Genomic DNA, 12,538 nt, shown 5'->3' on the forward strand with positions numbered 1-12,538 from the left:
CCCGAGGCTCTTCGCCGACAGGAGAGAAGCCCCCTGCCCCGCGCGATGCGGAGCAGGGGGCTTTCTCGATGCGCGGTGTCAGCCGCGCAGCGCCTCGGAGAGCTTGACCCGCGAGCCCATGCGCAGCAGCGAGTTCTCGTAGATCTTCGCGCCGATGACGATCGCCGCCACACAGCTCAGGAGCAGGATCACGAGGCTGAGCAGCGGCTCCCACCACTGCGCCTCGCCGACGAACAGGCGCATCGGCATGCCGACCGGAGCCGAGAACGGCACGTACGACATGATCGTCAGCACCAGCGGGTTGTCGTTGAAGACGATGACCAAGATGTACGGGGCCATGATCAGCATCGTGATCGGGGTGGTCGTCGAACCGATGTCCTCCTGACGCGACACCATCGACGCCGCGGCCGCGAACATCGCCGCCAGCAGGATGAACCCGAACAGGAAGAACACCGCGAACCAGATGATCGGTGCCCCGAGCGTCGTGAGCACCTCGCGTTGACCCGTGACGATCAGCCCGATCGTGGCCACCGCCGCGAGAGCCAGGATCTGGCCCATCGCCAGCACCGTGTTGCCGATGACCTTGCCGGCGAGCAGTGTGCGCGCCGGGATCGCCGACAGCAGCACCTCGACCACACGGGTCTGCTTCTCCTCCACGACGCTCTGCGCGATCGTGCCGCCGAAAGTCGCCGCGGCCATCATGAAGACCAGCCCGAACGCGATCGCGATGAAGTACCGCAGTGCCGGGTTGGTGGTCACCGGCTCCAGGATGACCACCTCGGGCGACACCGAGAGCGCAGCGGTGAGCGAGCTGGGAGCATCCTGCAGCGCGATGATCGTGTAACCCGACGGCCCGTCGCCCTCCAGTACCGCGGCGTCGACCTTGTCGTCGCGCACGAGCTTCTCGGCGGCGGCCTGGTCGGCCACCTCGGTGACCTCGACGCCGGGGATGGCCGAGACGGCGGCAGCGGTCTGCGCGGTCGCGGCGACCGGCATCGTGTCGGTGTTCTTGCTCGCGAAGCCACCGAGGATGATGCCGGCGAGGGCGAGCACCAGCAGGATGCCGGTGGAGATCAGGAAGGCCTTGCTGCGCAGCTTCGAGCCGATCTCGCGCTCGGCGACGAGCCAGATGCCGTTCGAACTGCGAACGGGGGCGGGGGTGCTCACTGGATGACCTCCTTGAAGATCTGGGCGAGGGACGGATGCTTGGGGGCGAAGCTGGCGACATCGCCACGCTGCACCGCGGACTGCAGCACTCGCTGCGCCGTCTCAGGGCCGTCTGCATCGAACAGGGCGTAGCCGCCCTCGAAGTCGACGACCGTCACCCCGGGTTCGGTGCGCAGCCAGCCGGCGTCTCCGGCCGAGACGAGCTCGTAGCGGTCGCGGGCGTGCTCGGCACGCAGCTTCTCCCGCGAGCCCGAGGCGCGGATCGTGCCGCCGGCGAGGATGACGAGGTCGTCACACAGGCGCTCGACCACATCGAGCTGGTGGGAGGAGAACAGGATCGATGCGCCCTTCGCGGCGCTGGACTGCAGAACGCCGGCGACAACGTCGACCGCGAGCGGGTCGAGTCCGGAGAACGGCTCGTCGAGGATGAGCACCTCGGGGTCGTGCACGAGCGAGGCGGCGATCTGCGCGCGCTGCTGGTTGCCGAGCGAGAGCGACTCGATCGTGTCGTTCAGCCGTTCGCCGAGACCGAGCTCGGTGAGCAGGGAGGTCGCGCGCTCCGTGGCCTCCGGTTTGCCGAAGCCGTGCAGGCGGGCGAGGTAGACGATCTGCTCGAGCACCTTCATCTTCGGGTAGAGGCCGCGCTCCTCGGGCATGTAGCCGAAGCGGCGGCGGTCCTCGGCGGTGAGCGGAGCACCATCGAGGTTCACCTGGCCGCCGTCCGAGGACAGCAGTCCGAGGACGATGCGCATCGTGGTGGTCTTGCCGGCGCCGTTGCCGCCGACGAAGCCCGTGAGCCGCCCGGGGGCGACCGTGAAGGACACGTCGTCGAGCACGCGCCGAGAGCCGTAGCTCTTGGTGATGCCGGAGAGTTCGAGCATTCCTGTGGTCATGCCCCTCACGTTACGGAGCGCCGGTATGCCAGGACATCCCCCGCACGGCGGACCAGCCGGGATCAACCGTCAGGCGGATGGCGGGGTCAGCGGCGTCCGGCGTGCAGCACGGTGCGCACCACGAGGCCGGCGACGAGCGCCCAGAACGCGGCGCTGACGCCGAGCACGGCGATCCCGGATGCGGCCACCAGGAAGGTCACGACCGCGGGGATGCGTTCGCCCGGGTCGTCGATCGCCTGCTGCACCGACGAGCCGAACGCCGCGAACAGGGCGAGACCGGCGACGGCCGGAATGACGGCGGCAGGCGCGAGCACCACGAGGGCGACGAACGCGGCCGAGAATGCGCCCAGTACGAGGTACGACACCCCGGTCGAGACTCCGGCCACCCACCGTCGCTTCGGGTCGGGGTCGGCATCGGGGGATGCTGCGAGAGCGGCGCTGATCGCGGCGAGGTTGATCGCGTGCCCGCCGGCCGTCGCTCCGAGCGCGGTGCCGACGCCGGTGACGAGCATCGCCGGACGCCAGGGCACCTCGTAACCGAAGCTGCGCATGATCGCGATGCCCGGTACGTTCTGCGAGGCCATGGTCACGATGAACAGCGGCAGGGCGAGACCCACCAGCGCGCCGACAGTGAACGTCGGCGTCGTGAACTCGAGGCGCGGGAGCAGGACGGCGGGGTCGAACGGCACGGCGGTGCCGATCAGCGAGACGGCCACCACGACTGCTGCGGCGATGAACGCGAACGGCACCGCCCAGCGCGGCGCGAAACGCGCGAACACCAGCCAGGTCAGCACGACCGGCACCACGCCCCACGGGTTTGCGACGATGCCGGTGATCGGTGCCAGGCACAGCGGCAGCAGGACGCCGGCGAGCATCGCCTGCGCTATCGAGGGAGGGATGCGGGCGATCAGGGAGCCGAGGGCCGGCCACAGGGCGGTGAGCAGGATCAGTGCGGCCGTGACCAGGAACGCGCCGACCGCCGCCGGCCAGCCGCCCTCCACGGTGCCGGTCGCCACGAGGAGAGCGGCGCCGGGAGTGGACCACGCCACGGTGATCGGCATCCGGTACCGCCAGGCGAGCACAACGCAGGCGAGGCCCATAGTGAGGCTCACCGCGAGCAGGCCGCTGGCCGCCTGCGCCGTGTTCGCCCCGACCGCGTCGAGCCCGGTCAGCACGACCGCGAACGAGCTCGTGAACCCGACGAGTGCGGTCACCACCCCGGCCAGGATCGGGCGGGACAGGGGCGCGGCTTCGGGCATGGCTCCGAGGTTAGCGCGGGGCGGCGGTGGGGTGCGGGATCAGGCGAGCCCCATGCGGTGTGCGAGCACGACCGCCTGCACGCGATCGCGTGCGCCGAGCTTCTGCAGGATGCGCGACACGTGCGTCTTCACCGTGGCCTCGCCGATGAACAACGCCCGCGCGATCTCGGAGTTGCTCCTGGCGTCGGCGAGCAGCGTCAGCACCTCGGCCTCGCGGTCGGTGAGCGGCTCGGCGAGCGCGACCTTCGGGAGCACGCGGTTCGTCGTCGGCGCCACCTCGGGTGCTGCATGCGGAGCGGGTGTCGCGGCGAACCGTGCCAGCACTCGACGAGTCACCTCGGGGGCCAGCATCCCGTCGCCCGCGGCCAGGGCGCGGACGGCCGCGATCAGATCCTCAGCGCCGGCGTTCTTGAGCAGGAATCCGCTGGCACCGGCATCCAGCGCCTCATACAGGTAATCGTCACGGTCGAAGGTCGTGACGATCGCGATGGCCGCGCCGACGGCCGGGTCTGCGACGATGCGCCTGGTCGCTTCGATGCCGTCCATGTCCGGCATCTGCACGTCCATCGTGATCACGTCGGGACGGAGCGCGGAAGCCTGCGTCACGGCTTCCGCGCCCGACGACGCCTCTCCGACCACGGTGATGTCGGGTTGGGTGTCGAGGATAATGCGGAAGCCGGCACGCAGCAGCGCATGGTCGTCGACGAGCAGCACGCGGATCTGGTCGCTCATCGGGCCACCCTCGATCCTGTCGCCGCGGCCAGCGGAACCCGCGCGCGCACGCGCAGGCCGCCGAATGGTCGTGAGGTCACCTCGAGGGTGCCTCCGGATGCGGCGGCGCGCTCCCGCATCCCCAGTTGGCCGAGCCCCGGACGGAGGTGGGCGACCGGGCGTCCGGTGTTCACGATCTCGACCTCGACCCCGCCGTCGTCGTAGCGCACGCGGACGTCGGCGGTGGCGTCGGGGCCCGCGTGGCGGCGGGCATTCGTCAGCGACTCCTGCGCGATGCGGTACAGGTTCACGGCGACGAGGGACGGCACCGGCACCGGCACCCCGATCACCGCGTAGTCGGTCGGCAGCCCGGCCTCGGTCGACGCCTCCACGAGCTCGGCGATGTCATCGAGCTCGAGGGTGGATGCGGCATCCGTCGTCTCTCCGCCGGGTGTGCGCAGGGTCTCCAGCAGTTGGCGCAGCTCGTGGATCGCGTCGCGCGCAGAACCCTCGATCCCGGTGAGGATGCGCGCCGACTCCGCGGGATCGCGCTCGAGCACGAGACGTGCGGCTCCCGCCTGCACCCCCATGACCGAGACGTGATGGGCGACGACGTCGTGCAGCTCACGGGCGATGCGTACGCGGTCGAGGGCGACGGCCTGGGCAGCGGTGACCTCGCGCTCGCGCTCGAGCTCGGCGGTGCGCTGTTCGAGCACCGCGAGCTGCGCGGCTGCCGCCCATGAGCGTTCGCCGAAGTAGTACGCCCCGCCGAAGTAGAGCACGTTCAGCAGCAGCTGGATGAGCATGAAGGCCACGTACGGCGACATGGCCCCGGCGATGACATCCGCCTTGTCGGCCTCGCGGATCGCGTCGCGGTACATCGTGATCAGCAGCCACACGAACATGCTCACGATGATCCCGACGCGCACGATCATCGCGCGACGGCGGTTGTTCATCCAGGCGCCTGCCGTGTAGATGGCGATGAACATCGCGATGTTGCCGACGTAGATCTCCGGGATGCGGATCGTCACCGCCGTGAAGTACGCGGCGACCACGATGATCGCGACCGTGCCGGGCCAGCGGCGCCGGACCGCCAGGGGTGCGGTCACGACGACCGCGTACACGAGTGCGGTCCACAGCGGCGCCTGTTCCTTCCCCCACACCTCAGCGATCGAGGAGAGCCCGGCGCTCAGCACGGCCCCCACGAACATGACGGCGGCGAGCGCGATGTCGCTGCGTCGTTCGCGCTCGGTCGGCGTGCGGATGAACGGGGCTGCGGGCATCCCTCCACCGTAGGTCGAGGGCCGTCGACACCGCATCCCCCGTGCGGGGGATCGGGTTTCACTTGCTATTGACAAGCGTGGTTGTTTTTTGCAAGCTTGTCTCGAAAGAGCTCACCGACCGATGGGCTCGCATCTCCGGAGGAGTCATCATGACCAAGGTGTTCGTCAACCTGCCCACCAACGACCTCGAGCGCGCCAAAGCGTTCTACACGGCGCTCGGCTGCGAGATCAGCCCGCAGTTCACCGATGAGAACGCCGCGTGCGTCGTGTGGAGTGAGGACATCTACTTCATGGTGCTCAAGCGCGAGTTCTTCGCCACGTTCACCGACAAGCCGATCGCCGACCCGAACGAGGTCGCTCAGGTGTCCGTCGCCTTCAGCCAGGACTCCCGCGAAGAGGTCGACGCGATCCTCGCCAAGGGTCTGGCCGCCGGCGGTGCAGAGCCGAAGCCCGCACAGGACTACGGCTTCATGTACTCGCGCGACCTCGACGACCCGGACGGCAACTCGCTCGGCTTCCTCTACATGACCCCCGAGGCCGTCGAGAACGGCCCGGACCACGTGGCCGATACCGCCACGTCGGCCTGACATGGCGGCGCGCAGCTACGGCCAATACTGCGGTGTGACGACGGCCGTCGAGCTGATCGGGGAACGGTGGGCGCTGCTCATCGTCCGTGATCTGCTCGTCGGGCCGCGTCGGTACACCGACCTCAAGCAGGGCCTGCCGCGCATTCCGACCAACATCCTGTCCACGCGTCTGAAAGATCTCCAGGAGGGTGGGGTCGTCAGGCGGGTGCCGCTGTTGAACTGCGGCCTCGTCTATGAGCTCACTCCCTACGGCCGCTCCTTCGAGCCGATCATGCTCGCACTCGGCCGCTGGGGGTTCCAGGCGATGGGAGACCCGGAGGAGGGTGACGTCGTCACCCCCGACTCGCTCACGATGGCACTGCGCACGGCGTTCGTGGCGGATGCGGCGGCGGACGCCGAGTACGAGCTGCACGTCGGCGACGTCGCCCTCCGAGCCTCCGTCCGTGACGGCGAACTCCTCGTCGCGCAGCTCGCCCCTCCGGCCCCGCCCGTCGGCGGGCGTCTCCCCGAAGGTGAACCGGACGCGGTGATCGTCGCCGGTCCCGGCATCCGCCGGCTGATCGGTGGTGACATCACACCCGCGGAGGCACTGGCGCAGGACATCGTCGCCGTCGTCAGAGGCGAGGAGTCGTGGTTGGACTCGTTCGCCGCCACCTTCCACATCGCACGGCTGAAAGTAGGGAGTATGACATGAACGACCACACATCCGGTCGCATCCTGATCGACCTCTTCACCTCGCTCGACGGCGTCGCCCAAGGCCCGGGCGGCACCGACGAAGACACCTCCGGCGGGTTCCGCTTCAGCGGCTGGCAGGCCGGATACCCCTCATCCGGCGTCGGCCCCGAGATCGAGAAAGGCATGCGCGGGCTCGATGCGCTGCTGCTCGGGCGGCGCACCTACGACATCTTCGCGTCGTACTGGCCGCATCACACCGAGGGAGAGTCCGGCGACATCGGCACGCTCTTCAACCGGGTTCCGAAGTACGTGGCGACGCGGGATGCCGATCTCGCGCTCGATTGGGACGGCAGTACCCGCGTCGGCGCCGACCTGGCGGCGGAGATCGCCACGATGCGGGCGGCGCACCGCGAGGTGCACGTGATCGGCAGCATCGACTTCGTCCACACGCTGCTCACCGAGGGGCTCTTCGATGAGCTGAACCTGTGGGTGTATCCGCTGCTGCTCGGCGTCGGGAAGAAGGTCTTCGACGACAACGCCCTTCCGTCGGTGCTGCGGTTGCTCGAGCCGCCCCTCACAGACGAGGCGGGCGTGACGCTGCTGCGCTACGGGCGCACGGATCGGGTGCCGGAGGTCGGCACGTTCGGGTGATCACAGACAGGTAACGCCGGCGCCCCGAGTGTTCCCTCGCCGCGTCTCCTGGGGATATCGTCGGCCTCACGGTGCCGAGGGCTACACCCGGCCGGGGCCACGAGGGCAGGGCCGCCCTCGCGATCCGAATCCCATCGCGAGGGGAAACTGTGATGACATCACGTCGTACTGTCCGCCGGGTGCGGCTGGGGGGCTTGATTGCGAGCGTCCTCACCACGGTGCTGATCATGGGGGGTGCGGCCGCTTCTGCCCCGGCCGACGTCATCGCCACGACGACGATCACCGGAAGCGTCACGCGCGAGGACAGCGGGCTCCCGGTCGAAGGCGTCGGTGTCGACATCTCCGATGCCGATGGTGGGCACGCCTACAAAGGGATCACGGACGCGAACGGAGGCTACGCCGTCGACGACCTGCCCCCGGGCGAGTACGTCGTTCATTTCGCGCCGGGTCCCACCGCCGCCGACCTCGTCTCGGAGTTCTGGGACGATGCTGCCGACCGGGGCAGCGCCCGACGGATCGTCGCCGTGGGCGGGACGATCGCCGGCATCGATGCGTCTCTCCGCGTCGGCGAGAAGGCGGAGGCCATCGATGCGGCACCCGCTGCGGCGACGGCGATCACCGGCACGGTGCGCGCGGAGGGCGTTCCCACCTCGGGGCTGATCGTCGAGGCGTACTCCGAGGGCCAGGTGGCGGGCGCGGCCACCACCGCTGCGGACGGTACGTATCAACTGGTCATCCCCGCGGGCGTCTACACCGTGCGAGCTTCGGGCTCGGCTTCCGACCTCATCTTCGCCCCCCAGTACTACCCGGCTGCGACGACTCCGGGAGTCGCCGCTCCGGTCGAGCTCACCGCGGAATCCGACCGCGCCGGTGTGGATTTCGACCTGATGCGTGGAGGCAACATCCAGGGGACGGTGCAGAGTGACGGTGGAGCGCTTCCCGCGGGCGGAGCGCAGGTCACCGCCTACCTGTTGGGCGGTTCCGGCTGGTATCCGATCGCGACGACGGCATCGGCGGGTGCTTACATCTTCGGCGGGCTCGATCCCTCGGCGCCTCAGAGCGGGGGCCCGCTTCCCGCCGGTGCCTACCGCATCGGAGTCGAAGCCGAGGGATTCTGCACTCAGTTCGTCGGGGGTGCGCACACGCTGGACGGCGCGACGACCTTCGACCTCGGAGCAGGCGGGAATCTGACGGGCCTCGACGTCACGCTGGCTGCGGAGTGCGGGACCACGAGGGTCCCGACGATGACGCTCTCGTCCGCACGCGTGCGCGCCGGTGACCCGATCGGGATCTCCGGCATCAACTTTCCCCCCGGGACGCTGCTCGAGTTCGAGTTGCAGCCGGAGCCGCTGCGGTTGGGTACTCTGACCACGGACGCCGACGGCAGTTTCGCGGGAACATTCCGTATTCCGATCGACGCTGTCGTGGGCGAGCACTACATCCTCGCCCGGATCGGAACGTCGAAGTTCGCCAGCCCACCCCTGCTCATCACCGCGGCGGCCGATCCCGCAGACGGCGGTGCGGCAACGCCCGGTGGAGGGCTGGCCGCCTCAGGCGTGGAAGCCCCGATCTCCATCGCGACGACGGCCCTCGGTCTCGTGGGGGCCGGGGTGCTGCTCATCCTGACACCACGGCGACGGCGCAGGATCTGACGCTTCGGCCGGGTGCAAATACGATCCGACTGTGGGGCGACGAAGGCATGCGCGGCAGGAGGAGCGTGTTGCGGTCTTCAACAGCGTGTTCGCGGCCAACTGGGCGCGTGTCCAGCATCATGTCGAGTGCAGCCCTGAACATCGATGGCACGTGGAAACATGGCTTCAGCGCTTTGACTCGAGATCTCAACGGCCAGGTTCTGGCACAGGCTCGCGATGACGACCAGTCGTGCAATAGCGCCTCAGGCGAGCAGGCGCTCGACGACCCGGGCCACACCGTCGTCGTCGTTCGAGGTGGCCGTCTCGTCGGCGGCATCTTGCACCACCGGTTCGGCGGCGGCCATCGCGACGCCGTGCCCTGCCCAGCGGAGCATCTCGACGTCGTTGAGCGCATCGCCGAAAGCCACGACGTCGGCGCGGTCGATGCCGAGGTGGTCGCAGAGGCGGGCGAGACCGGTGGCCTTGGTGACGCCTTCTGCCATGACCTCGACGAAGGGTGCGCCGGAGAGCGTCGCCTCGAAGCCGGTGAGCCCGAGCGAGCGCACCACGTCGAACAGCGCGTCGGGTGCGAGCTCGGGGTGTCGGATCACGAACTTCAGGCTGGGAGCGGCGAGCACCTGCTCCAGCGGCACGCCGCCCATGGTCGCAGGGTCGCGTTTGTGGTCGGCGAGAGCGGCGATCGCGGCGTAGCCGTCTTGCGCAACGAACGTCTCGCCGGCGTCGCGCACGCTTGCGAACAGCAGGCCGGGGATGCTCGCGCGCAGAGCCTCGGCGAGCGAGCGGATCGTGTCAGCGGGAAGCTCTTCGGCGAACAGCATCCGCCCGTCGTCGAGGCGCACCGCGTAGGCGCCGTTGCTGCACAGTGCCCAGCCGTCGAACCCGGCGTCGGCCGCGATCGCTCGCAGCCCGATCGGCTGGCGGGCCGTGACCGGTATGACGTGGATGCCGCGCGCGCGGGCTGCGTCGAGAGCTGCACGCGTGCGCGGTGTGACGGCAGACGACGAGTCGAGAAGAGTGCCGTCGAGATCAGTGGCGATCAGCCGCACACTCACGAGATCGGCATTCAGGAGAAGATCATCGGCATGTCGTCGTCGTCCTCGGCGCCGCCGAAATCGAGATCGACGACTACCGGGACGTGATCGCTGGGCTGCTCGCCCTTGCGCTCGTCGCGGTGGATGGACGCACCCTTCACAGCCTCGGCCAACGTGCGCGAACCCAAGACGAAGTCGATGCGCACGCCTTCGTTGCGGGGGAACTTCAGGCGCTGGTAGTCCCAGTAGGTGAAGCCCTCGGGGATGAGCGGACGCACCACGTCGGTGACCCCGGCGTCTTGGAACGCGAAGAACGCGTCGCGCTCCTGCGGCGAGACGTGGGTCGACCGGCCGATCACGATGTCGGGGTCGCCGTTGTCGACGTCGAACGGGATGATGTTGAAGTCGCCCACCAGGGCGATAGGGAGGTCGGGGTTCGCCGACAGCTCGGCGGCGGTCGACTTCTTCAGCTGCTCCAGCCAGTGCAGCTTGTATGCGTAGTGCGGGTCTTCCAGCGAACGGCCGTTGGGCACGTACAGGCTCCACACCCGAACCCCGTCGACCATCACACCGAGCGCGCGGGCCTCGAGCGGCGCATCCGGCCCCTCGTGTCCCTTGGCGAAGCCCGGCATCCCGTCGAACGACGTGCGCACATCGGTGATCGGCAGACGGCTCGCGATCGCGACGCCGTTCCACTGATTCAGCCCGTGCACCTCGACGTGGTACCCGGCTTCTTCGAACGGGCCGTAGGGGAACTGCTCCGGCTTGCACTTGATCTCCTGCATCGCCAGCACGTCGATGTCTTCGCGCACGGCGAATTCGACGGTGCGGGTGACGCGGGTGCGGATGGAGTTGACGTTCCAGGTGGCCAAGCGCATGCGTCAAGCCTAGGCCTTGCCTCCTACACTGGATGCCGTGACCGCACTCGACGCAGACCGCCAGACACTCCTCGACCTCATCAAGGATGAGGCGGTGTTCCACGGCGACTTCACCCTCTCCAGTGGCAAGCAGGCGACGTACTACGTCGACATGCGCAAGCTCACGCTGGACCACCGTGCCGCTCCCGCGATCGGCCGCATCATGCTCGACCTGATCGGCGACCTCGATGTCGTGGCGGTCGGCGGACTCACGCTCGGTGCAGACCCGATCGCGAACTCGGTGCTGCACGCCTCAGTCGCAACCGGCACCCCGCTCGACGCGTTCGTCGTGCGCAAGGAGCCGAAAGACCACGGTCGCGGCCGACAGATCGAAGGGGCGGACGTCAAGGGCAAGCGCGTCGTCGTGCTCGAAGACACCTCGACCACCGGACAGTCGGCGCTCAAGGCCGTCGAGGCTTTGCGCAAGGAAGGCGCCGAGATCGTCGCCGTCGCTGTGATCGTCGATCGCAAGACCGGGGCGCAGGCCGCGATCGAAGCCGAGGGTCTCGAATGGCGCGCCGCCTTCGACCTCGACGACCTCGGACTCGACCCCCAGTGACCCGGTACGCGCTCGCCGTCGATGTCGGCGGCACGAAGATGGAGGCCGCGCTCGTCGCGGAGGACGGCCTGCTCGTAGAGGGCAGCCGGAGTCGGCAGGCGACCGGTCGCGAAGCCACGCTCGAGTCGCTGAACGCCTCGGTCGTCGCGATCGTCGAGCATGCGCTCGCGGCTCTGCCCGCCGACGCCGAGTTCGTCGGAGCGGGAGTAGGCAGCGCCGGCCCGATCGACCGCACAGCCGGTGCGATCATGCCGGTGAACATGCCGCTTGCGCGCGGTTTCGGTCTCGAAGAGGCCGTTCGCGCCGCAGCAACCACGGTGCTCGGGAGCGACGTGCCCACCGTGCTCGGCCACGACGGGGGTGCGCTTGCACTCGCCGAGTCGTGGCGTGGGGCCACTCAGGGTGCCGGCGCCTCGCTGTCGATCGTCGTCTCGACCGGAGTCGGTGGTGGTTTCGTCGCGAGCGGTGCCTACATCCCCGGCGCGACCGGCAACGCGGGCCACCTCGGCCAGGTGCGCCGCGAAGGTGGTCTGACACTAGAGGAGATCGCGTCGGGGCCGGCGAGCGCCGCCTGGGCGCAGCAGCAGGGCTGGACCGGAGCCACCGGTGAGGACCTCGCGCGGGATGCGGCAGCAGGTGACACCGTCGCGCGGGCGGCGATCGAGCGCTCGGCTCGTGCAGTCGGGGAGGCGTTGGCTGATGCCGCGACCCTCGTCGACCTCGATGTCGTCGCGATCGGTGGCGGCTTCTCGCGGGTGTCTCCGGACTACATCGACCTCGTGCAGCAGGCGCTCACCGCGAGTGCGGTGCACGAATACTCCCGTCGCACGCGCGTCGTGCGTTCGGGGCTCGGCGACGAGGGACCTCTCATCGGCGCAGCTGCTCTCGTGCTGCGGTAGGTCGACCGGAAGCCTGCTCAGCGGCTCGCGGTGAGCAGGTGCCGTGGTGGTCCTTCGAGTCGGGCGACCGAGATCTTCAGGTCGGTGACGTCGGCGGCGACGGCGTCGATGCGGGAGCTGAGCTTTTCTTCGACGGCGTCGATGCGATCGTCGATTCTGCGCACCATCCACGCGCCTGCGGCGAAAAGGCTGGTGCCGAGGGTGAGTACGATGCCGATCGCGCTGATGACGATCGTGAGGGTCTCGGTGGTCAC

Annotated in this window: 14 protein-coding genes; 6 read left to right on the forward strand and 8 right to left on the reverse strand. The window is 69.1% G+C overall.

Annotated elements, in window-relative coordinates; all coding sequences use genetic code 11:
- Positions 1-78: 78 nt before the first annotated feature.
- From ACIQTX_RS03705 to ACIQTX_RS03725, 5 genes are all read right to left on the reverse strand, one after another.
- Positions 79-1,167, reverse strand: a complete 1,089-nt coding sequence (locus ACIQTX_RS03705) for an ABC transporter permease (RefSeq protein ID WP_402969036.1) — start codon at positions 1,165-1,167, stop codon at positions 79-81.
- On the reverse strand, positions 1,164-2,048 hold the full coding sequence (locus ACIQTX_RS03710; protein WP_028500893.1) for an ABC transporter ATP-binding protein: 885 nt from the start codon (positions 2,046-2,048) through the stop codon (positions 1,164-1,166). Before ACIQTX_RS03710 ends, ACIQTX_RS03705 begins: the two co-directional genes overlap by 4 nt.
- A gap of 98 nt (positions 2,049-2,146) precedes the next feature.
- Positions 2,147-3,319, reverse strand: a complete 1,173-nt coding sequence (locus ACIQTX_RS03715; protein WP_402969039.1) for a benzoate/H(+) symporter BenE family transporter — start codon at positions 3,317-3,319, stop codon at positions 2,147-2,149.
- 39 nt (positions 3,320-3,358) lie between these two features.
- Positions 3,359-4,051, reverse strand: coding sequence for a response regulator (locus ACIQTX_RS03720; protein ID WP_402969042.1), 693 nt, complete (start codon positions 4,049-4,051; stop codon positions 3,359-3,361).
- A complete protein-coding gene (locus ACIQTX_RS03725; protein WP_402969045.1) occupies positions 4,048-5,313 on the reverse strand; it encodes a sensor histidine kinase in 1,266 nt (421 codons plus the stop codon). Before ACIQTX_RS03725 ends, ACIQTX_RS03720 begins: the two co-directional genes overlap by 4 nt.
- Positions 5,314-5,462: 149 nt before the next feature.
- Here ACIQTX_RS03725 and ACIQTX_RS03730 point away from each other — a divergent pair, with 149 nt between their 5' ends.
- The 4 genes from ACIQTX_RS03730 to ACIQTX_RS03745 all read left to right on the forward strand — a co-directional run bounded on the left by ACIQTX_RS03730 (position 5,463) and on the right by ACIQTX_RS03745 (position 8,878).
- Positions 5,463-5,900 carry a VOC family protein gene (locus tag ACIQTX_RS03730; RefSeq protein ID WP_402969048.1) on the forward strand — a complete coding sequence of 146 codons (438 nt, stop codon included), beginning with the start codon at positions 5,463-5,465 and terminating at the stop codon, positions 5,898-5,900.
- A 1-nt stretch (position 5,901) separates the two neighbouring features.
- Positions 5,902-6,594, forward strand: a complete 693-nt coding sequence (locus ACIQTX_RS03735) for a winged helix-turn-helix transcriptional regulator (RefSeq protein ID WP_402969051.1) — start codon at positions 5,902-5,904, stop codon at positions 6,592-6,594.
- Positions 6,591-7,226, forward strand: coding sequence for a dihydrofolate reductase family protein (locus ACIQTX_RS03740; RefSeq protein ID WP_402969054.1), 636 nt, complete (start codon positions 6,591-6,593; stop codon positions 7,224-7,226). Before ACIQTX_RS03735 ends, ACIQTX_RS03740 begins: the two co-directional genes overlap by 4 nt.
- Before the next feature lie 152 nt (positions 7,227-7,378).
- Positions 7,379-8,878 (forward strand): carboxypeptidase-like regulatory domain-containing protein, encoded by a 1,500-nt coding sequence (locus tag ACIQTX_RS03745; RefSeq protein ID WP_402969057.1) that lies wholly within the window; start codon positions 7,379-7,381, stop codon positions 8,876-8,878.
- Between the two features lie 242 nt (positions 8,879-9,120).
- On the opposite strand, the gene ACIQTX_RS03750 is transcribed toward ACIQTX_RS03745, so the two are convergent.
- Together ACIQTX_RS03750 and ACIQTX_RS03755 are read right to left on the reverse strand one after the other, a co-directional pair.
- The gene (locus tag ACIQTX_RS03750; RefSeq protein ID WP_402969060.1) at positions 9,121-9,930 is read right to left on the reverse strand and encodes a Cof-type HAD-IIB family hydrolase; all 810 of its coding nucleotides are present in this window, start codon (positions 9,928-9,930) and stop codon (positions 9,121-9,123) included.
- 11 nt (positions 9,931-9,941) lie between these two features.
- Positions 9,942-10,787: an exodeoxyribonuclease III gene (locus ACIQTX_RS03755; protein WP_402969063.1), complete on the reverse strand. Its 846-nt coding sequence runs from the start codon at positions 10,785-10,787 to the stop codon at positions 9,942-9,944.
- 37 nt (positions 10,788-10,824) lie between these two features.
- On the opposite strand from ACIQTX_RS03755, the gene pyrE reads away from it, so the two are divergent.
- A complete protein-coding gene (gene pyrE, locus ACIQTX_RS03760) occupies positions 10,825-11,385 on the forward strand; it encodes an orotate phosphoribosyltransferase (protein WP_402969066.1) in 561 nt (186 codons plus the stop codon).
- Positions 11,382-12,284 carry an ROK family protein gene (locus tag ACIQTX_RS03765; protein ID WP_402969069.1) on the forward strand — a complete coding sequence of 301 codons (903 nt, stop codon included), beginning with the start codon at positions 11,382-11,384 and terminating at the stop codon, positions 12,282-12,284. Before pyrE ends, ACIQTX_RS03765 begins: the two co-directional genes overlap by 4 nt.
- A gap of 17 nt (positions 12,285-12,301) precedes the next feature.
- Here the strand turns inward: ACIQTX_RS03765 and ACIQTX_RS03770 are convergent, their stop codons facing one another.
- Positions 12,302-12,538 carry a hypothetical protein gene (locus ACIQTX_RS03770; protein ID WP_402969072.1) on the reverse strand — a complete coding sequence of 79 codons (237 nt, stop codon included), beginning with the start codon at positions 12,536-12,538 and terminating at the stop codon, positions 12,302-12,304.

Origin of the sequence: Microbacterium sp. NPDC090281, from assembly GCF_044769635.1 — a bacterium.
Taxonomy (GTDB): domain Bacteria; phylum Actinomycetota; class Actinomycetes; order Actinomycetales; family Microbacteriaceae; genus Microbacterium.

Excerpts from the sequence above, each read along its gene's own strand:
- ACIQTX_RS03710 (WP_028500893.1), bottom strand. The coding sequence starts at position 2,048 with ATGCTCGAACTCTCCGGCATCACCAAGAGCTACGGCTCTCGGCGCGTG.
- ACIQTX_RS03715 (WP_402969039.1), bottom strand. The coding sequence starts at position 3,319 with ATGCCCGAAGCCGCGCCCCTGTCCCGCCCGATCCTGGCCGGGGTGGTG.
- ACIQTX_RS03720 (WP_402969042.1), bottom strand. The coding sequence starts at position 4,051 with ATGAGCGACCAGATCCGCGTGCTGCTCGTCGACGACCATGCGCTGCTG.
- ACIQTX_RS03725 (WP_402969045.1), bottom strand. The coding sequence starts at position 5,313 with ATGCCCGCAGCCCCGTTCATCCGCACGCCGACCGAGCGCGAACGACGC.
- ACIQTX_RS03730 (WP_402969048.1), top strand. The coding sequence starts at position 5,463 with ATGACCAAGGTGTTCGTCAACCTGCCCACCAACGACCTCGAGCGCGCC.
- ACIQTX_RS03735 (WP_402969051.1), top strand. The coding sequence starts at position 5,902 with ATGGCGGCGCGCAGCTACGGCCAATACTGCGGTGTGACGACGGCCGTC.
- ACIQTX_RS03740 (WP_402969054.1), top strand. The coding sequence starts at position 6,591 with ATGAACGACCACACATCCGGTCGCATCCTGATCGACCTCTTCACCTCG.
- ACIQTX_RS03745 (WP_402969057.1), top strand. The coding sequence starts at position 7,379 with ATGACATCACGTCGTACTGTCCGCCGGGTGCGGCTGGGGGGCTTGATT.
- ACIQTX_RS03755 (WP_402969063.1), bottom strand. The coding sequence starts at position 10,787 with ATGCGCTTGGCCACCTGGAACGTCAACTCCATCCGCACCCGCGTCACC.